Raw genomic sequence first — 18289 nt, 5'->3', positions numbered from 1 at the left:
TCGCCCCTCATGTGCTTATGGTTACCGAAGAGGGTTAAAAGATCGTTCCGCTTAAGACATCGGTGACTCTTGCGGCATCACGAGAGGCGACCTCACAGCCTCACGGAGCCCGTGCGGATTCGGGGCAATCGGCCGCGCCCGCTCGAAAACGGGGCAGATTGACCCGAAATGCGAGACACGAGCCGCAAGGCCGCGGAAGGCTTCCATTCGGCTCCCGATGTCGAAACAGGCGCCAGCGCGTTAGAAAGCGCAGCGGAGACGCGCAGACCGTTTGAAGAAAGGAACAGGATGGCTTTGGGAGACAATGTTCGCCGCTTGCGGACGACGGATGGAGAAACGATCGAGACCTTGGCGCGCGCCACGAACCTGCCGGTTCAGATGCTGAAAGCCGTGGAAGATGGAAGGCGCGATATTCCGCCAAAGGCGCTCTTGCGTCTGGCCCAGCATTTTCGTGTCAAGCCGGACGATCTTCTAGGCTGACGCTCGACCGCGACTCGGCCGCATGTTTCACGTGAAACAGAAAAGGGCTGAAAACCCTTTAACGCCAACGCTAATTTTTTGCCCACCCCTTCTCAGAACGCTCGGCTTACGGCTCCCGTCGGCGCGGCCCACAAGATTTCGCCATTGGAAACGCCCGCATTCCCCAAAGGTAGAAACGCAGGCTAGTGGCGATCGGCCACGCGCAGACGTAACGGCTCATGAACCAATACAGGCTATCCTGATCAATATTCCAAGGATCCTTGGAATTTCACTCAGTATCACCTCCTCCTATATTAGCCAGACTCGCCATGATCCGACAGATATCGCCCCATGATGCCAGATTGGGAATGTATATTGTGGGCTTCGATGGCAGTTGGACGGATCACCCGTTTTGGAAAACGCAGTTCCTACTGACCAAGCCAAGGGATTTGGCTCGGCTTCAAGCCAGCCGTGTGGCGTCCGTTATCATTGACGACAGCAGAAGCACGCCGGTTCGACCATTGGCCGTCGAGGGGCAGAAGGCATCGGCCATTGGCGCGGGCGCGCTCTCGCAACTCACGCTGTCGCAGCTGACCTTCCAACAACGCCGGGCCGAGCGAACGCTGCGCAACTGCAAGCAGGCGATGAGCCGGCTGATGGGCGACGCGCGCATGGGCCGGAAGGTCGATCCGCATGTGGCGCTCAGCGTGACCAAGGAAATCATCACCTCGCTCAACAGCAATCCCACCGCCCTGATCGGCCTCACGCGCATCAAGTCCACCGATTCCTACACATTCCTCCATTCCATCGCGGTGAGCGCGCTGATGGTGCGCTTCGGTCGCCATCTGGGCATGGATGAAGGGGAACTGCATCTCATCGGCATGGCGGGCCTCGTTCACGACGTGGGCAAGGTCGCGATCCCCTCCTCCATCCTTCTGAAGCCCTCGGGCTTGACCGAGGCCGAGATGGACCTGATCCGCACGCATCCGGAGGAGGGATGCCGCATCTTGAGCGCCCATCCCGACATGCCCGAGCTTGTTCTCGATGTCTGCCGCCATCATCACGAACGCCTCGACGGCACGGGATACCCGGACGGGCTGGCGGACGAGGAGATCAGCCATCATGCGCGGATCGCGGCGATCTGCGATATCTACGACGCGGTGACATCGGTGCGCCCCTATCGCAAGGCTTGGCATGCGGACGAGGCGCTTTCGCGCATGTTCCAGTGGCGTGGGCATCTCGACCCTGCCCTTCTGGCCGAGTTCGCGCGGTGCCTGGGATATGATGAGGCGATTCCGCTGGAATTCCGCGAGGCTGGGGAACCAAAAGCGGCGCAAGCGGTCAACGGCTATTCCGACCCCCGTCTTTGATCCGAGCCTGCCGATCAACGGGGCGGGCTCTGCCCTTGAAGCCGGCTCAGTCGCAGTGAAACGCTGGCTTGCACCAAGCCTTCCGCGCGTTCCCGATCCGCGCAAACGCCTCGCCAAACGGTTTCCCGAATACCTTCGCTCATGAAGAGATCGGCATCGTCAAGACTTGAAAGATCGTGCTGGCGCGGAAACTTCCCCTCCGGGCCGCGTTTGGTCCTTCCGCATCAGGACGACACGAGGGCCGCCAGCGATATGCCGATGAACGAGACCATTGAAGCGCTTGTCGAAATGTCGATGCTGCGTCAGGCCAAGTCCGCCGCCGAGAAATATGGTGGCCAGGGCCGGCTGTGGCAGCGCCCCTACGCCGAAACGCGCCCGCGCGTGGCCTCGGCCGTCGCGCCCGTCTGGTTCACCGCCTATCCCGCCTCCATCGTGACGCGCGACGGAAACAGCGTCCTGTCCATGCTGGGCGAACAGCGGCTCTGGTCGGCGCTTTCCTCGATCGGCGTGCGCGGCATCCACACCGGCCCGATGAAGCGCGCCGGCGGCTACAAGGACGGGCGCTATTCGCCCACGATCGACGGCAATTTCGACCGGATCAGCTTCGACATCGACCCCGCCTTCGGCACGAGCGAGGAATATGTCGCCCTCAGCCGCATGGCGGCGGCGCACAATGCCGTCGTGATCGATGACGTCGTGCCGGCGCATACCGGCAAGGGCGCCGATTTCCGCCTCGCGGAAATGAAATATGGCGACTATCCCGGCCTGTATCATATGGTCGAGATTCAGGAGGAAGACTGGGCTCTCCTGCCGGACGTGCCCGAAGGGCGCGATGCCGTGAATCTACCCCCGCCAATCGTCGATACGCTGCGCGAGAAGAACTATATCGTCGGCCAGCTTCAGCGCGTCATCTTCTTCGAGCCGGGCGTCAAGGAAACCGACTGGAGCGCCACCGGGCCGATCGTCGGCGTCGATGGCGTCTCGCGCCGCTGGGTCTATCTCCACTACTTCAAGGAAGGCCAGCCGAGCCTCAACTGGTTGGACCCGTCCTTCGCGGCCCAGCAGATGATCACGGGCGATGCGCTCCACTCCATCGACCAGATGGGCGCGCGCGGCCTGCGCCTCGACGCCAACGGCTTCCTCGGCGTCGAAAAGCGCACGGACGGGCCGGCCTGGTCGGAGGGCCATCCGCTGTCGGTGGTCGGCAACCAGCTTCTGGCAGGCATGATCCGCAAGGCGGGCGGCTTCTCGTTCCAGGAATTGAATCTGACGGTGGACGACATCGCCGTCATGTCCAAGGGCGGGGCGGACCTATCCTACGACTTCATCACGCGGCCCGCCTATCAGCACGCCCTGCTCACTGGCGACACCGAGTTTCTGCGCATGATGCTGCGCACGGTGCATGAATATGGGATCGACCCGGCTTCACTGATCCATGCGCTCCAGAATCACGACGAGCTGACGCTCGAACTCGTGCATTTCTGGACCCTGCACGCCAACGACATCTACACGTTCCAGGGCCAGACCTGGCAGGGCCGCACGCTGCGCACGCATATCCGCGAGACCATGTACGAGAAGCTGAGCGGCCCCTCGGCGCCCTATAATCTGCGCTTCGTCACCAATGGCGTCGCCTGCACCACGGCGAGCGTGGTGGCGGCCGCGCTCGGCATCAGCGATCTCTCGACCATCGGCGACGAGGAGATCGCCGCGATCCAGAAGGCCCATCTCCTGCTTGCCATGTACAATGCCTATCAGCCGGGCGTCTTCGCGCTGTCGGGATGGGATCTCGTGGGCGCCCTGCCGCTCGAGCCCGAACAGGTGGCCGACTTCATGCGCGACGGCGACACGCGCTGGATCGAGCGCGGGGCCTACGACCTGACGAATGCCGCGCCCGGCTCGCGCTATTCGGCAGGCGGAATTCCACGCGCCCGCTCGCTCTACGGCTCGCTCTACGAGCAGCTGGAGAACCCGGACTCCTTCGCCTCGCGCCTCAAGCGCCTGCTCCAGGTCCGCGACGCCTATGGCATCGCCGCCGCGCGCCAGACCGCCATTCCCGACGTCACCAGCCCCGGCCTTCTCGTGATGGTGCACGAGCTGCCGGACGGGCGCGGCACGCAGTTGACGGCGCTGAACTTCAGCCTGAGCCCCGTGGAAGAGGTGATCGAACTCTCCAACGTGCGTCCTGGCCCGGTGGTGGACATGATCGCCGAAACGATCGAAGGCGATCTGGGCGAGGACGGCAAGTTGAAGATCTCGCTCGACCCGCATGAGGGCCTGTCGCTGCGCATCGTCGGCGCGCTGCCGACGCTCTGACACCGTCTCCCCCGGCTTTGAAAGCCGGCGCGCCATGGCGAAACCGCCGCGCCCGCGATAGGCTCGCGAGTGCGGCACAAGGGGGGGATGGGCCTATGAGGAACGGGATGGGAGCACGGGCCGGTCAGGCTCTGGCCGGGGCACTGCTTTTCGCGCTGCCGCTCGACCTCGCGCTCGCCAACGACACGATGGCCCAGCTCGGCACGCAGGGCCTGACCTTCGTGCGATCCGACCGGATCGAGATGCGCTCGGAAGATCTCTTCGTCTCGCCCGACGAAATCCGCATCACCTATCAATTCCACAATAATGGCCCCGACGACGAGGACGTGCTGGTCGCCTTTCCGATGCCCGACATCGAAGGCAGCATGGATTTCATGACCAGCGTGCCGACGGACGATCCGCAGAATCTCTTCGGCTTCACGACGACATTCGAGGGAAAGCCGGTTTCGGCGACCTTCCACCCTTACGCCTTCGCGGCCGGGATCGAGCGGACGCAGGTTCTCCTGGATCACAAGATTCCGCTGGTCCCGCATCTCGCCGCCACGCACGACGCGGTCCAGGCGCTGGACGAGCCGACCCGGCGCACCCTGCGCGGGCTCGGCCTCGTGATGCCGACCGAATACGAGGAGGAGGGGAAGACCCGCATCGACGATATCCCGATCTGGCTCCTGCGCTCGACCTATAGCTGGCACGCGAGTTTTCCCGCGGGGAAAACCGTCACCGTCGAGCATCGCTACAAGCCGAGCCTCGGCGCGACCGCGGGCGTGAGCTTCCTGAACGAGACGGAGGACGGGCCGGCTCGCTTGGCCGCCACCCGCCAGAAATATTGTCTGGGCGATGACATCCTCGCTCGCCTCAAGGCCTCCGGCGTCAAGGACGGCACCTGGACGAGCTATCCCTATGTGGAGAACTGGATTTCCTACATCTGGTCCACGGGCGCCAACTGGGCTGGGACGGTCGGCCATTTCACGCTGACGGTGGACAAGGGCGACCCGAAGAACCTCGTGTCCTTCTGCGGCGAGAACGTCCGCAAGATCGGCCCCACCACCTTTCGCATGGAAGCCGAGAACTGGTCGCCGCCCTGGGAACGCGAGTTGGACATCCTGCTTCTGGTGCCGCAGAAGCCCTGACGGAGCCGGTCAACGCCGCTCCGGCAATGCGTTCGCACCGGACAAGATTTTGCGGGTTCGGCTCGTGCGACCTCTTCGGACTACCGCTCAGGTTCGGCCCCACGCTCATCTCCCTCATAGAATGCTCGCTCAAAGCCCTTAGGCTTGCGCATAGCGAAGCCCCAAGACTTGCGTTGAACGCATGGGACGGATGCCGCTACGCCGGCTTGTCTGGCTTGGGCCGAAGCGCGATCTTGACCGCCACCCGGCGCTGCGCCCGTCCAGCGAAAGCCGGGCGCTCCACGCTGGTGTCCCGACAATCCCGAAGGCGGATCATGCTCTACGGCCTCTTTGTTCTTCTCACCTGCCAATTGCTGGGAGAAGCCATCCGCCACGTAACCTCAGGCCCGGTGCCAGGCCCGGTGATCGGCATTCTCCTGCTGATCGTCTATCTCGCGCTGTCGGAGCGGTTTTCGAACGAACGCGTCCAGGCCCGGACACGATCGGTGGAGGAAGCGGGGGACGGGTTGCTGCTGTATCTCGGCGTGCTCTTCGTGCCGGCCGGTGTCGGCGTCGCCGGCAAGCTCGATCTGATCCTGCAGAACGGGTTCGGCATCGTGCTGACGTTGGTCGGCTCGACGGCAATCACGATGCTGGTCACGGTCGCCGCCTTCCGTCTCGTGCGCCTCGCCTCGGAGCGGCGCTCGTGAACGCCGCGCCCGCTCCCGCGCCCGTCAGCCTGTTCGAGCTTTGGGTCTATCTGTCGGCCAGCCCCCTTCTCTGGCTGACCGTGACGCTCGGCGCCTTTCTTCTGGCCCGGCGTCTGGCCGCTTTCACCGGCTTCCATCCTCTGGCGAACCCGGTGCTTCTGGCCATCATCCTCGTGGTCGCCGTTCTGGAGGCGAGCGACACGCCCTATGTCACGTACTTCGAGGGGGCGCAGTTCATCCATTTCGCGCTCGGGCCGGCCACCGTCGCGCTCGGCGTTCCGCTCTATCGCAACCGACGCGTCATTGCCGAGACATTGGCCCCCATCCTTGTGGCGCTCTTCGTCGGCGCGTCTGCGGGCATTGCTTCCACCGTCGCGCTCGCGTCTCTCCTCCATCTCCCCTCGTCACTGGTCCTGGCGCTGGCACCCAAATCCGTGACGGCCGGCATTGCCATGGGCATCTCGCAAGGGCTCGGCGCGGACCCGACACTGACCGCCGTCTTCGTGATCGCGACCGGGGTGATCGGCGCGATCATCGTGACGCCCTTGATGAACGCGCTCGGCATCCGCGACTATGCGGCGCGCGGCTTCGCGGCGGGCCTCGCTTCGCATGGTATCGGCACGGCGCGCGCCTTTCAGGTGGACAATGTGGCCGGTGCCTTCGCCGGCCTCGCCATGGCGCTGAACGGCCTCGTCACCGCGCTTCTTGCGCCGCTTCTTCTGAGCTGGCTTCTGTAACGCGAAGGGCAAGGCGTCGCCGCCCACGCTCGGCGCTTCGCCACCCCTCCATGCGCTGTGAACACCACGTCCGACGCCGCTAAAGGGCGCGACAGCCTTCAACGGCGGACGCCCAAACTCCTTCCCCCTCCGTTCAGAGGGAGCCCGAAGCCCGCTTGAAGCGTTGAGGGTAAGGCAGCCATAAGTCCATCCGGCGAGAGACCGGCACCGTGCCGCCTTTTTGGTCGGCCCCTCCGGCCTCCGCCTCAATTCGGATCGGATCGGCGGCAAGATCGGCCCGAGCCCCGCGAAGGAGATTCGCAACCATGACTGCGCGCAGCATCCCATCCCTTCTGGCCGCCTCGGTGGCCTTTGTCCTCCTGTCGGGCGCGGCCTTCGCGCAGGTGCCGCCCCCCGCCCCGCCCGTTCAGGCGCCGCAAGCTCCTCAGGCCGCAGCGCCCGACGAAGAGGCTCCTTCGCCGGCCGAAAGCTGCACGGTCGATCCCGCCAACCCATCGGCCGGGACCACATCGGACGAGCAGATGCTGACCGATCAGCTTGATGATTGCGAAAGCGTCCTCATGCCCCAGATGGATGGCGATCCCGACATGGCTGCCCCGGTGCCCGATCCCGATCCGAACACGACGCCGGTGATCCCGCCCGGTGCCGTCGCGCCGCAAAGCGCCAAGTAGCAGCTTCCAGACCAGGAAAGCTCGGCTGGGCAATTCGAAGGATCAGGCGATTCTTCGCTCGATCCTCATATGATCGTCACTCGTCCCAGCCGGACCTCGCCTCGAACGCCGCAAGCCTACGAGAGCCGCCCCTTGAGTCAAAGGGCCGCGGGGGCGCAAGCGGAACGCTCGGCCGCGCCCGCAAATTTCCGGGATATGCGCCCGAACGATCCAGCCCCCGCCCTTTTCAAGCCTGCGCCAGCGCGGCGACCGCGCGCAAAGGCTTCCACCGCCTCCTTGCGGGAGCCCGCTCCCGCCGCCGAGCCCGCGCGGGCTCCACCTGACGAGGCCCTGCGGGAGAAGGCGCTGGAGGTGCATCGCCGGCTCTGCCAGACCTATGAATGCCCGATCCCCTATTTCCACTCGCTCGATCCGGTCAGCGAGTTGATCTCCTCGCTCCTGTCGCATCGCACGCGCAACGCCGATTCCGGGCGCGCCTTCAAGGCTCTGCGGGCTCGCTTCCCGGATTGGGATGCGATGATCGAGGCCGAGACGGGAGAGGTGGAAGAACTGATTCAGGGCGTGCGCTGGCCCGAACTCAAGGCTCCCCGGCTTCAGGAGATCCTGCGAGCCCTGCGCGATCGCCAAGGAAAGCTCGACCTCGATTTCCTGGCCGGCTTGGAGGTCGAACCCGCGCGGCGCTGGCTGGAAGCCCTGCCCGGCGTCGGGCCGAAGACGAGCGCGGCGGTTCTGTCCTTCTCCGTGCTGCGAATGCCGGCCCTACCGGTGGACAGCCATCACCACCGCGTCGCCCAGCGTCTCGCGCTGATCGGGCCGCAGGTGGATGTCGGCCCGTCCCATGCCATCCTGCGGGCGCAGTTGCCGACGGACTGGAGCGCGCAGGCGCTCTACGACAACCACGAAATCCTGATGCTGCACGGGCAGAAAATCTGCCACTATCGGCGGCCGGCCTGCGACCGCTGCACGCTCACCGACCTCTGCCCCAGCGCCTTCAAGGTCTGAGCGCTTCTTTCCGTACACGACGAGGGCAAGAGCCTCGAAGAGGAGAAGACCGGCACGACGTCATGGGAGCGACGGCCCTAAGGATAGGATGTCGGCATCCCGCGCTTTCCCCTGAAGGCGCAAACGGGTGAAGGCGTAAACGGGCGTCTCGGGCAAAGAAGAGCAAAAGTGGCGAGCGCATCTTTGCGCGATCCGCATACGCGCCGATCAGGCGAGTTCGGCCTTACGCGTCGCGCCCTTCGGTGCCAGCATGGTCTTGCCCTCGTGCAGGAACTTCCAAGCCGCCGCGTTCTGCGGCAAGCCGGCTACCAGCGAGGCGAGTTCGCCTTCCTGAAGGCGATCGACGGCTTCGACGAGCGTGACCCATTCGAACTCACGCTGCGCCTTTTCCTTCCACTTCTTCTTCTGCTCCCGCACCTGCATGACGAAGGTCGTCACCGCGACATAGCGAAAATGGGTGCGGGTGCGCTGCCAGTAATGATAGGTGCCGATCGGCTCGCGCAGCATCTTGCCGCGCAGGCCGGCCTCCTCCTTGGCCTCGATGCCGGCCGCCTCGTCGTCGCGCAAGCCCTCCATGGGCCAGCCCTTGGGAACGATCCAACGGCGCGTCTCGCGCGATGTGACCAACCCGACGCGCACGCGCCCTTCCGGGGTGACATACACCGGCAAGGCCGCGACCTGCCGCGTCTCAGTCTCCTCAACCTGTTTCACGATGCCCCCCAACAGCCCGCATCCCCACGCCGGCTGGGTGAAAGGTAGTCGATTACGTTCAAGGAGGAACTGACGAAGCGGCAGGAAGTCGAAAGCTGGCTATCGATCAGTAAAGATCGTTGCCGAAGAGCGACATTTCGTCACGGCTTTTCATGGGGATGCCGAACAACGATACGAACATCCAATCCCTTGCGGGCCAGATACAGTTCAACGCCGGTTCGCGTCAGAAGCGAGGCGAGGCCGATCAGAATAGCGACGATCCGAACCCGGTTCTCGTCCTCGTCCACCTCGGCCGAGCGGATGGATAGGAGGCTTTTCTCCCCTTCGGTGATCGCGCCGATCACCGCGCGGATCTGGTCCATCGTCGCGCGTTCCATCATGGCGATCTCGCGTCGGCGCGCCGCCTCGAAGCCGACCTCGTCGTGCAGCGCGATGGAGTCCTTCATCTCGGCGAGCTTGAGATCGATTAACCCGCCCAAGCCATCCACACGCGAGACCTGCTCGCCATTGTCGGAGATTTGCTGGCGCAGGCGCGATCTCAGATCCCCCAACCGCTCCAGCGCCCTGTCATAGGGTTCGAGGTAACGTCGGTCGCGGCTGAGAAGATAGCCGCGCTGGCCGGTCTCGGCATCGTCGAGACCGATCAGCACATCCTTGGTGGTCTCGATCACCTCGTGCGTATGGACCACGAGGTCGCGCTGCTGGTTCAGGAGCGAATGGGTCCAGGTCGTCGCCACGATCCCGGTCAGCAGCACCGCGCCCGTCGGCACGACGCGCAGAAGCGTCGGCCGGGTGAGATAGGTGCGCCGGATATAGGACCAGGAGAGCAGCGACATGCCCGCGCCTCAGGCGCGCGGGTCGATGATGGCGATGCCATCGGGTGCCTGCCGGTCCATCGCCATCAAGGCCGGCACGGCATCCTCCAGGCTCAGCGTCTCGCCGATCAGCCGCTGCGGGGCGAGCTTGCCCGACGTGATCATGCCCATCATCGCCTCGTAGCGCCAGGATTGCATCCCATGGCTGCCGTAGATCTCGAGTTCGTGCGCGATCACCTGCGCCATCGGGATCTGCGGCGTCGTATGCTCGCCCAGCATCAGCCCGACTTGAACATGTCGCCCGCGCCGGCGCAGGCAGCGGATGGAGTTGAAGCAGGTCTGCGAATGGCCGAGCGCGTCGAGCGAGACATGCGCGCCGCCGCCCGTAATCTCGCGCACGGCTTCGGGCACATCCGCCACCTCGCTGGCATCGATCACCGCCTCGGCACCCATGGCGCGGGCCAGCGCCAGCTTGGAGGGCGCGATGTCGATGGCCACGACCCGCGCGCCGAGCGCGGCCGAAATCATGATGGCCGAGAGGCCGACGCCGCCGCTTCCATGCACGGCCACCCATTCCCCGCCCTTGACCCGGCCCTGGTCCACCACGGCGCGGAAGGAGGTGGCGAAGCGGCAGCCGAGGCTCGCGGCGGTGGCGAAGTCGAGCTGCTCGGGCAGGCTCACGAGATTGGCGTCGGCGCGCTCGATGGCGACGAATTCGGCAAAAGAGCCCCAATGGGTGAAGCCGGGCTGGAACTGCGCCTCGCAGACCTGCTGATGCCCCGCGCGGCACTCGCCGCAATGGCCGCAGGCGGCGATGAAGGGCACGGTGACGCGCTCGCCGACGCGAAAGCGCCTGACGTCCCGGCCCACGGCCGAGATCACCCCGGCGAACTCGTGCCCCGGCACATGCGGCAGGTGGATGTCGCTGTCATGGCCCTTCCAGCCGTGCCAGTCGCTGCGGCACAGGCCCGTCGCCTTGACCTCGATCACCACGCCATCGGGGGCGGGGGTCGGGTCCGGCACGGCGCGAATGCCGGGCGCCTCGCCGAAACGTTCGAAGATCATGGCTCGCATCGCAACACCCCATCCATGGATGGCCGACCCCTATCGCGATCCAACCGGGGCGACAACGCTCAGGACCGCTTCCAGTGCCGGCTACGGGACGAAAATGCGTTTCGGTTTTTTCGGGGATGCTGTAGGCGACGGGGGGATGAATCCTCGCCCCGCGCCGCGCGGGGCCTTCGCCTCGGAGTTCCCGCGTCATGACCATTCGCGTCCACAAGGGCGACCTGCCCGACCTGTCCCGCTACACCGGTTCCGTCGCCATCGACACCGAAACGCTCGGCCTCGACACGCGCCGCGATCGGCTCTGCGTCGTGCAGCTTTCGCCGGGTGACGGCACAGCTGATGTCGTGCAGATCGCCAAGGGCCAGCGCGAGGCGCCCAATCTCTGCAAGCTTCTGGCCGACACGTCGAAGGTGAAGATCTTCCACTACGCCCGCTTCGACATCGCCGCGCTCTATCATGCGTTCGGCGTCATGACGCAGCCGGTCTTCTGCACCAAGATCGCCTCGCGCCTCGTGCGCACCTACACGGACCGGCACGGGCTGAAGGATCTTGCCAAGGAGCTGATCGGCGTCGATCTGTCGAAGCAGCAGCAATCCTCGGACTGGGCGGCCGAAACGCTCACCCAAGCGCAGCTCGACTATGCCGCCTCGGACGTTCTCTATCTCCACGATCTGATGGGCGTTCTTCTGCAGCGGCTGGAGCGCGAGGACCGCATGGAACTCGCCAAGGCCGCCTTCGACTTCCTGCCGACCCGCGCCAAGCTCGATCTTCTCGGCTGGGACGAGGAGGACATCTTCTCCCATTCGGTGGCCCGTTCGTAAACCTCAGGCGAACCGATCGGCGCGTTTCTCGTTGCTCCTTCCGAACCCGAGGAGAGATACGATGAGCGACCATCCGATCGCAGCGCTCGGCAAGCGCATCGGCGGCACCGCCAAGGAAATCGTCGCCGAAATCACCGGCGACGCCCGCCTTCAGGAGGATGGGCGTCGCGACATCGCGGAAGGGCGCGCGCCCCTGCCCGATCAGCGGCCCGACCTGCGCGCGACGCCGCGCGCCGTGCGCGAGGGCATCCAGCGATGAGAGAGGACGGCAACGAGGCCGTGCGTGAGGCCCTTCTGGCCGAACTTCAGCGACAGGCCGAGACCAGCGCCGACGCGGACGACAGGCTGACCGTTGAGCCCGGACCCGACAAGGTGGTGATCCATGGCCCCGTCGATCTCGACGACCTTGCCATGGTCGTGATGGGCTCGCTCGCCGGCGGCCCGTAACATCGCCTGCATCGCCTTGCCCCCAGCCGGAGGACGCCCCAGCATGTCGAACATTCCCCATAGCCCGGAGCGCAATGCGCCCGACCCGATCCTGCCCGACCCGATCGGCGAGGACGGCTTCATCCAGCCGCGCGAGCCGGACGAAACACCGGGAGGCGGAGGCGGAGGTGGCGCAGGCACACCCGCCCGCCGCTCGCCAGGGCTGCCCGACCAGCCGTCGGAGGGCTGAGAGCCTCAAGGCCTTCGGGTGCTGGGGACAGAACCCTCCACGGTTCTGTCCTCGGCCCTCAGTCGTTTTCGACGGGATCGCGGACCTTCACCTCCGCATCGGCGCTGAGGCGCTGGTAGATGCCGAGACCGACGATGAGCGTTGCGCCGGCCAGAAGCAGGAAGGTCGGGTAGATCATCAGGCGGGGGTCCTGCTTGCCCGCTTCGAAGACGGCGACCAGCGCTTCCAGAAGAACCGCGATGATGATCGTGGAGATGAATTTCGTCAGGCTGCGGCGCGCCTCGCCGGCATTGCGCATTTCCCGGCCCCGGATCGCCTCCTCCTCCAGAAGATACTTGCCGACATCGAAGACGGCCGTGGCGATCACGGTATAGCCCACCGCCTGAAGGGCCGTCGTGCCGATGTCGCGGTCGGGAACGAGGAAACTGTCCCACACGCCGATCCCGGCATAGGCGATCAGCGCTCCGGCGAGGGCCATGAGAGTGAGGCTGGCGATGCCGAAGGCGACGCGCGTCAGAATTTCGAAGGCACGCAAGCGGTGGGTCCCCGACCAGATGATGTGCCAGCCGATATGACGCTGCATCCCTGTGGTGCAAGGTGGCGGGCGGTCTGCAAACGGCAGGGCCGAACATCTTGTCGGCATCTGCCGACCTTGGCCACGAAACGGAGGCGAAAGGGTCCGGTCGGGCTGCCCTTCACGCCTCCCAGCTTTTCACGGAATGGACGGTCAGGAACTGGCCCTCGGCGTCCCCCTGCGACTGGGGGAAGAACAGGGCGGCGGGATTGCCGCTCGCCAGCGAGCCGCAGGCGAGATTGATCCCGAGTTGATGAGGGTAGGTCACGTTGAGCGGCCATTGGCTGAGGCAGATCGGCCGGTCATCCATGTAATGAACCACGCTGTCGCGCGTCCACAACACGCCGAAGGAATGGCGTTTCCCGTCCGTGATGGGCTTGGGCATCAGAAGCGAGGCGGCGTCGGGCGTCAAAAACCTCTTGTCGGCTGGCTGCGAGCGCCAAGTGCCGCCGAGCGGCGAGGGCACCGTCTGGCGCTCGAAGGGCTGATCGTGGAGATTGCCGGTCCAGACGGAGGGGCCGGTGCCGAGCCGCGTGAAGATTTCCAGAATGTCCACCTCTGCCCAGCCATTGCGCCCATTCGGCTGCATGCGCTGGCCGAGCCCGTTCCGGCCGGGGCGCCAAGTGAAGAGCCAGAGCGCCGGCCAATAACCCCAGAGAATGCCCGCGCCCGATTTCAGCCGGGCCTCGACATCGGCCCGCTTGTAAGCCGGCATCCCGCGATCGTCCGGCATTGCGGGAAAGCTCACCTCGATGCGGATGGCCTGCGCCGACAAGCCGTCGCGCTGCGGCCCGTAGGAGCGCTTCGACCAGATTTGACCGGACCAGAGACCGGGCTGAAACAGAAGCCCGTCCCCCTCCGCCGCCTGGAGCACCGCGCCGAAGTGGAGCGGTCGGTCGAACCGAACCGTGCGCCGGTCGTCCGAGATCGTGGCGACCACGGCCTGCGCCATGCTGCGCGGATCGTTCACCGGCTGGGGGCCGCGCTTGACCCCACGCACGAGACAGCCGGGCACGACGCTTGTCGGCAGCGGGCGCGCCAAACGCACCTCCTGCGTCTTTCCCTCCTCGATCGCGGCCGGGGCTTCGAGCGGCGCGAAGGCGAAGCGCGTGAAGGTCAGATGAAAATTGCCGCCGTAGTTCGCCCGCGCACCGCCCGACAGCGCATCGAAGGTGATGGTGCCGGCCGCGCGGTCCAGAGCCGCCACGGCGGCAAGCCCCACCGGGCCGTTGGTCGTGACGTCGCCCACCTGGATACGGTCGAGATCGCTGGGCGTCAGGCCGATATCCGACAGGCGCGTCGGCACCGCGCCGCTCGGCGCGTTGCTGGTGAAGCCGCCTTGGGCGCGCGTGAGGTCGCCGCGCAGATAGCTGTCGAAGCGGCCGGCCTCGACCTTGGCCTGAAGGCGCAGGCCGTCCTGCTCGAAGACATGGTTCCCCGCGCCGAAATCGCCGCGATAGTTCTGCACCTCGGCGTTGATCGTGGTGGTTCCCGTGCCGCCGACCGGGCGGCCGCGCGGATCGGCCTCGCCCTGAAACGGGTTGAAGAAGCGGGCGAGATCGCCGGCATCGCGGATCGCAGCGCCGCCCGGTCCCTTTGCCTCGGCCGAGGTGCCGAAGCTGATCGCCTCGACCTGCGGCAGCGTGCGCACGGCGTCGGCAAAGCTCTGGCGCAGGAGAGCGGGGCCGGGGGGCCCACCGCGCCGCATGGCCGCGCCATGAGCGAGACCCGGCGAGGCGAAGGGTGCGGGCGGCTTCGAATCAGGCATGGCGTCGGCTTTCCAAGGGCTCGGTCAGGCTGTTTCACCCAAAGGTCGGGCAAAGCTGTGGCCGCGTTGGGCAGAAGTCGATCGAGTGGTTTGACGGGGCTTCAAAACCAAACGCAGCCTCTGCGGCGGTGAAGGCCAAGTTTCGCAGCAACGCCATGGAGCCAAAGCGGCCACGGCGAGACCGCGCGAGGCACGCTTAAACGAGCGAGACGAGAGACCCGAGCACGGCGACAGCGAGAAGCGCGTTCATGGACCACCCGAACAAGCGCAGCGCGGCGGCGATGTCCTGCGGGTTCGCTTCGCGCCGCCCCTCCGCGCCGAGGCAGGGCGCATCCACCACCAGCGCGCCATAGCGGCGCGGGCCGCCGAGCGACAGGCCCAGCGCGCCGGCCATGGCCGCTTCCGGCCAGCCGGCATTGGGCGAGCGATGGGTGGCCGCATCCCGCCATGCGGTTTTCCAGGCTTTCCGCCCAGCCGTGCCATTCCTGCCCATCCAAGCCATGCCGGCAAAGAGAAGCGCGGTCAGTCGGGCGGGCACGAGATTCAGGACATCGTCCAGCCGCGCCGCGCCCCAGCCGAAGGCAAGATGGCGCTCGGAGCGATGGCCGATCATCGAGTCGGCCGTGTTCACCATCTTGTAGACCAAGAGCCCCGGCAAACCGAACAGGGCGAGCGCCAGCCAGGGCGCGACGACGCCGTCCGAAGCGTTCTCGGCCAGACTCTCGATCGCCGCGCGGCAGACGCCCGCCTCGTCCAGCTCGTTCGGGTCGCGCCCGACGATCATGGACACGGCCCGACGCCCGGCCTCCAGACCTTCGCGCTCCAGCGCCGCGCGCACGGCCTCGACATGATCGCCGAGACTTTTCTGCGCCAGAAACACGGAGGCGACGAGGGCCTCGACGAGCAGCCCGGCCCAGCCAATGGGGGCCAGCGCGCGTTGGATCAGGAGCCCGGCCCCGAGCGCGAGGCCCGCCAGCGCCAGAATGGACACGATCCCGAGAGTTCGCCGCCCGGCGAAGGAGAGCGAGGGGCGATTGAGCCCGCGATCCGCCGCGCCGATCAGCGCGCCGAACCAGACGACGGGATGCGGCCAGCGCCGCCAAAGCCAGTCGGGGTCGCCGACCAGCCGGTCGATCAAGGTCGCGAGCAGAAGCACCATCGGGTCAGCCGCCCGCCTCGGCCAGCGCCGCGCGCAGAGCTTGCCTCAGCCGCTCGGCCTCCCCTTCGTCCCGCACCGTGCCGAGGCGCAGCCAGTCGGGCCGATAGGCAAAGGGCCGGGTCAGGATATGTCGGCGCGCGAGCCCTTCGAAGAGCTTGGCCGCATCCGGCACCGACAGAAGCGAAAACAGCGCCGTGCCGCCGACCGGCGCGAGGCCGGCGGCCGCGAGCGCCTGCCGCGTCAGGGCGGCGCGCCGGGCGATCCCCTCGCGCAGCGCAGCGACGCCCGCCTCGTCCTCCATCAGCGCGGCGGCAATCGCCAGCGCCGGGCCGGACACGGCCCAGGGGCCGAAGCGCGCCTCGATCCGCCGGGTCAGCGCCGGCTCGCCCAGCGCCGCGCCGAAGCGCAGGCCGGCGAGGCCGAAGAACTTGCCGAAGGAGCGCAGGACGAGAAGCCCCGGCCGCCCGGCCGCCGTCCCAAGGCTCGCCCCCGGCTCGGCGTCGGCAAAGGCCTCGTCCAGGACGAGAAGCCCGCCACAGGCCGCCAGCCTATCCGCCAGCGCCAGAACCGATGCGGCGTCGAAGCACCGCCCGTCCGGATTGTTGGGCGAAACGAGCGTGACAAGCCGGGCCTCGGGCGGGATGTCGCCGAGCTCCGCAAAGCGGGTGACCTGATGCCCGGCCTGCGCCAGCGCGCGGCCATGCTCCTCGTAGCTCGGAAACAGCACCGCCGCCGGGCCGGGCGGCAGGAGATGGGGCAGAAGCGCGATCAGCGCCTGCGTGCCGGGCGCGAGCGCGATGCCCGCCCCTTCGCCCGCGCCCGTGAAGCGCCTGAGCGCGCCACGCGCCCGCTCTTCCAGCGCGCGCTCGGGCAGGCGCGTCCAGAGCGCGGGGTCGAGCGCGGGCAAGGGCGGGGGCGCGGGATTGATGCCGGTGGAGAGGTCCAGCCAATCGGCCCGCGCGCCGCCATAGCGGGCGATGGCCGCGTCCAGCGCGCCGCCATGATGCAGCGCCTCCCTCACGGCACGACCCCGTCGATCACATGGGCAAAGGAGCCCATGACGCGCCCGCGCCGCAGGCCCATTGCGCCGAGATCGGCGCCCAGCGCATCGCGCGCCTCGAACAGGCGCTCGGCCTCCCCTTCCCTCAGGATCGTCGCGTAATGGAACTCATGCCCCGTCAGCGCATAGGCCCAGGGCGCGCCGGGCAAAGGGGCGAGGCGACGATAGCCGAGATGGCGCTTTCGCTGCGCGAAGGAGGTTTCGAGCGGCAGGAGGCCGAGCATCTCGTGCCTGATACCCTGCGCATCCACCAGCCCCTCGCCCAGCGCCATATAGCCCCCGCACTCGCCATAGATCAGCGCGCCGCGCCGGGCTGCGGCCTGCATTCCCTCGCGAAACCGGCTTGCCGCCGCCAGCCGGCCCGGATGAAGCTCGGGATAGCCGCCCGGCAGGAACACGGCATCGGCCTCCGCCGCCGGCCCGTCGTCCGCCAGCGGCGAGAAGAAGGACAGCGCCGCGCCGGCCTGCCGCCAGCCTTCCAGAAGATGCGGGTAGATGAAGGCGAAGGCGGTATCGCGCGCCACCGCGATATGCGCACCAAATGGCGCCAGGGGCGTGGCAAGCGCTGGCGCTCGCTGGTTTTCGCCGAGCAACCCGTCCAGCGCGCCGGGCTGGAGCCCTCGCGCCATCCAGTCGGCGGCACGCTCGAGAAAGCCCACGAGGTCCGCCCGCTCGCCGGCCTGCACCAAGCCGAGATGGCGTTCGGGCAGGGCCAGGGCGGGGTCGGCAGGGAGCACGGCGAGGATCGGCAAGCCGAGCGGCGAGAGCGCGTCTCGCAGCAGCGTCTCGTGGCGGAGAGAGCCGACGCGGTTCAGCATCAAGCCGGCAAAGCGGAGGGACGGTCGGTGGTCGCGAAAGCCGCGCACAAGCGCCGCTATGGAATGGGATTGTTTGGCGCAATCCACCAAAAACACGACCGGCAGGCCCAGCATCTCGGCAAGATCTGCCGCCGAGCCCGACCCATCGGCCGCGCCGTCGTAAAGCCCCATCATGGCCTCGACCACGAGCGGGCGCGTGTCGGCAAAGGCCAGCGAGCGCAGGAAGTCCGGGCGCATGGCGAACGGATCGAGATTGACCGACGGGCGGCCGGTGGCGGCCGCATGAAAGGCCGGGTCGATATAGTCCGGCCCCGCCTTGGCCGAGCGCAGCGCCATGCCCTCGCGTGTGAGGTGCCGCAGCAGCGCCAGCGTCGTCAGCGTCTTGCCGCTGCCCGATTGCGGCGCGGCGAGAACGAAGCCGGCGGACCGGGTTTGCTCCATCCCGCCT

General features: G+C 66.9%; 20 protein-coding genes. 12 read left to right on the top strand and 8 right to left on the bottom strand.

Features of this window, described 5'->3' with window-relative positions; all coding sequences use genetic code 11:
• Positions 1–288: 288 nt before the first annotated feature.
• The 8 genes from AUL36_RS24330 (at position 289) to AUL36_RS20370 (ending at position 8371) form a co-directional block, all read left to right on the top strand.
• Positions 289–480, top strand: coding sequence for a helix-turn-helix domain-containing protein (locus AUL36_RS24330; RefSeq protein ID WP_058636146.1), 192 nt, complete (start codon positions 289–291; stop codon positions 478–480).
• Between the two features lie 308 nt (positions 481–788).
• Entirely contained in the window at positions 789–1829 is a 1041-nt protein-coding gene (locus AUL36_RS20400; protein ID WP_082655974.1) for an HD-GYP domain-containing protein, read from the top strand.
• Between the two features lie 258 nt (positions 1830–2087).
• A complete protein-coding gene (treS, locus tag AUL36_RS20395; protein WP_244497183.1) occupies positions 2088–4142 on the top strand; it encodes a maltose alpha-D-glucosyltransferase in 2055 nt (684 codons plus the stop codon).
• Between the two features lie 107 nt (positions 4143–4249).
• Positions 4250–5272 carry a DUF4424 domain-containing protein gene (locus tag AUL36_RS20390; RefSeq protein ID WP_062223745.1) on the top strand — a complete coding sequence of 341 codons (1023 nt, stop codon included), beginning with the start codon at positions 4250–4252 and terminating at the stop codon, positions 5270–5272.
• A 314-nt stretch (positions 5273–5586) separates the two neighbouring features.
• The gene (locus AUL36_RS24325; RefSeq protein WP_058636143.1) at positions 5587–5961 is read left to right on the top strand and encodes a CidA/LrgA family protein; all 375 of its coding nucleotides are present in this window, start codon (positions 5587–5589) and stop codon (positions 5959–5961) included.
• The gene (locus AUL36_RS20380; protein ID WP_244496558.1) at positions 5958–6698 is read left to right on the top strand and encodes an LrgB family protein; all 741 of its coding nucleotides are present in this window, start codon (positions 5958–5960) and stop codon (positions 6696–6698) included. Before AUL36_RS24325 ends, AUL36_RS20380 begins: the two co-directional genes overlap by 4 nt.
• A gap of 305 nt (positions 6699–7003) precedes the next feature.
• Positions 7004–7369: a hypothetical protein gene (locus AUL36_RS20375; protein ID WP_062223744.1), complete on the top strand. Its 366-nt coding sequence runs from the start codon at positions 7004–7006 to the stop codon at positions 7367–7369.
• 195 nt (positions 7370–7564) lie between these two features.
• Positions 7565–8371 carry an endonuclease III domain-containing protein gene (locus tag AUL36_RS20370; protein ID WP_374700793.1) on the top strand — a complete coding sequence of 269 codons (807 nt, stop codon included), beginning with the start codon at positions 7565–7567 and terminating at the stop codon, positions 8369–8371.
• Positions 8372–8578: 207 nt separating this feature from the next.
• On the opposite strand, the gene AUL36_RS20365 is transcribed toward AUL36_RS20370, so the two are convergent.
• From AUL36_RS20365 to AUL36_RS20355, 3 genes are all read right to left on the bottom strand, one after another.
• Positions 8579–9082 (bottom strand): NUDIX hydrolase, encoded by a 504-nt coding sequence (locus AUL36_RS20365; RefSeq protein WP_058636141.1) that lies wholly within the window; start codon positions 9080–9082, stop codon positions 8579–8581.
• Positions 9083–9222: 140 nt separating this feature from the next.
• Positions 9223–9918, bottom strand: coding sequence for a CHASE3 domain-containing protein (locus AUL36_RS20360; RefSeq protein ID WP_062223740.1), 696 nt, complete (start codon positions 9916–9918; stop codon positions 9223–9225).
• 9 nt (positions 9919–9927) lie between these two features.
• Positions 9928–10971, bottom strand: coding sequence for a zinc-dependent alcohol dehydrogenase family protein (locus AUL36_RS20355; RefSeq protein ID WP_062223738.1), 1044 nt, complete (start codon positions 10969–10971; stop codon positions 9928–9930).
• A 188-nt stretch (positions 10972–11159) separates the two neighbouring features.
• On the opposite strand from AUL36_RS20355, the gene AUL36_RS20350 reads away from it, so the two are divergent.
• The 4 genes from AUL36_RS20350 (at position 11160) to AUL36_RS20335 (ending at position 12462) form a co-directional block, all read left to right on the top strand.
• On the top strand, positions 11160–11786 hold the full coding sequence (locus tag AUL36_RS20350) for a ribonuclease D (protein WP_058601570.1): 627 nt from the start codon (positions 11160–11162) through the stop codon (positions 11784–11786).
• 61 nt (positions 11787–11847) lie between these two features.
• Positions 11848–12045, top strand: a complete 198-nt coding sequence (locus tag AUL36_RS20345) for a CsbD family protein (protein WP_058636137.1) — start codon at positions 11848–11850, stop codon at positions 12043–12045.
• Entirely contained in the window at positions 12042–12233 is a 192-nt protein-coding gene (locus AUL36_RS20340) for a hypothetical protein (protein ID WP_062223736.1), read from the top strand. Before AUL36_RS20345 ends, AUL36_RS20340 begins: the two co-directional genes overlap by 4 nt.
• Positions 12234–12276: 43 nt before the next feature.
• Complete coding sequence (locus AUL36_RS20335) at positions 12277–12462, top strand: hypothetical protein (protein ID WP_062223734.1); 186 nt, start codon at positions 12277–12279, stop codon at positions 12460–12462.
• Positions 12463–12520: 58 nt separating this feature from the next.
• Here AUL36_RS20335 and AUL36_RS20330 read toward each other — a convergent pair whose 3' ends face one another.
• The 5 genes from AUL36_RS20330 to AUL36_RS20310 form a co-directional block, all read right to left on the bottom strand.
• Complete coding sequence (locus AUL36_RS20330; protein WP_153003832.1) at positions 12521–12997, bottom strand: GNAT family acetyltransferase; 477 nt, start codon at positions 12995–12997, stop codon at positions 12521–12523.
• A 160-nt stretch (positions 12998–13157) separates the two neighbouring features.
• Positions 13158–14804, bottom strand: a complete 1647-nt coding sequence (locus tag AUL36_RS20325; protein ID WP_062223732.1) for a hypothetical protein — start codon at positions 14802–14804, stop codon at positions 13158–13160.
• A gap of 196 nt (positions 14805–15000) precedes the next feature.
• Positions 15001–15963: an adenosylcobinamide-phosphate synthase CbiB gene (gene cbiB / locus AUL36_RS20320; protein ID WP_062223730.1), complete on the bottom strand. Its 963-nt coding sequence runs from the start codon at positions 15961–15963 to the stop codon at positions 15001–15003.
• Between the two features lie 4 nt (positions 15964–15967).
• Positions 15968–16984 carry a threonine-phosphate decarboxylase CobD gene (cobD, locus tag AUL36_RS20315; RefSeq protein WP_062223728.1) on the bottom strand — a complete coding sequence of 339 codons (1017 nt, stop codon included), beginning with the start codon at positions 16982–16984 and terminating at the stop codon, positions 15968–15970.
• Entirely contained in the window at positions 16981–18282 is a 1302-nt protein-coding gene (locus tag AUL36_RS20310) for a cobyrinate a,c-diamide synthase (protein WP_062223726.1), read from the bottom strand. Before AUL36_RS20310 ends, cobD begins: the two co-directional genes overlap by 4 nt.
• Positions 18283–18289 lie beyond the last annotated feature (7 nt).

Origin of the sequence: Aureimonas sp. D3 (genome assembly GCF_001463805.1) — a bacterium.
Lineage (GTDB): Bacteria > Pseudomonadota > Alphaproteobacteria > Rhizobiales > Rhizobiaceae > Aureimonas > Aureimonas ureilytica_A.
This window is presented reverse-complemented; position numbering and strand designations above follow the sequence as displayed.

Bases quoted from the DNA above. Each gene is read 5' to 3' on its own strand.
- AUL36_RS24330 (WP_058636146.1), top strand. From the start codon at position 289: ATGGCTTTGGGAGACAATGTTCGCCGCTTGCGGACGACGGATGGAGAA.
- AUL36_RS20400 (WP_082655974.1), top strand. From the start codon at position 789: ATGATCCGACAGATATCGCCCCATGATGCCAGATTGGGAATGTATATT.
- treS (WP_244497183.1), top strand. From the start codon at position 2,088: ATGAACGAGACCATTGAAGCGCTTGTCGAAATGTCGATGCTGCGTCAG.
- AUL36_RS20390 (WP_062223745.1), top strand. From the start codon at position 4,250: ATGGGAGCACGGGCCGGTCAGGCTCTGGCCGGGGCACTGCTTTTCGCG.
- AUL36_RS24325 (WP_058636143.1), top strand. From the start codon at position 5,587: ATGCTCTACGGCCTCTTTGTTCTTCTCACCTGCCAATTGCTGGGAGAA.
- AUL36_RS20375 (WP_062223744.1), top strand. From the start codon at position 7,004: ATGACTGCGCGCAGCATCCCATCCCTTCTGGCCGCCTCGGTGGCCTTT.
- AUL36_RS20370 (WP_374700793.1), top strand. From the start codon at position 7,565: ATGCGCCCGAACGATCCAGCCCCCGCCCTTTTCAAGCCTGCGCCAGCG.
- AUL36_RS20360 (WP_062223740.1), bottom strand. From the start codon at position 9,918: ATGTCGCTGCTCTCCTGGTCCTATATCCGGCGCACCTATCTCACCCGG.
- AUL36_RS20355 (WP_062223738.1), bottom strand. From the start codon at position 10,971: ATGCGAGCCATGATCTTCGAACGTTTCGGCGAGGCGCCCGGCATTCGC.
- AUL36_RS20350 (WP_058601570.1), top strand. From the start codon at position 11,160: ATGACCATTCGCGTCCACAAGGGCGACCTGCCCGACCTGTCCCGCTAC.
- AUL36_RS20345 (WP_058636137.1), top strand. From the start codon at position 11,848: ATGAGCGACCATCCGATCGCAGCGCTCGGCAAGCGCATCGGCGGCACC.
- AUL36_RS20340 (WP_062223736.1), top strand. From the start codon at position 12,042: ATGAGAGAGGACGGCAACGAGGCCGTGCGTGAGGCCCTTCTGGCCGAA.
- AUL36_RS20335 (WP_062223734.1), top strand. From the start codon at position 12,277: ATGTCGAACATTCCCCATAGCCCGGAGCGCAATGCGCCCGACCCGATC.
- AUL36_RS20325 (WP_062223732.1), bottom strand. From the start codon at position 14,804: ATGCCTGATTCGAAGCCGCCCGCACCCTTCGCCTCGCCGGGTCTCGCT.
- cbiB (WP_062223730.1), bottom strand. From the start codon at position 15,963: ATGGTGCTTCTGCTCGCGACCTTGATCGACCGGCTGGTCGGCGACCCC.
- AUL36_RS20310 (WP_062223726.1), bottom strand. From the start codon at position 18,282: ATGGAGCAAACCCGGTCCGCCGGCTTCGTTCTCGCCGCGCCGCAATCG.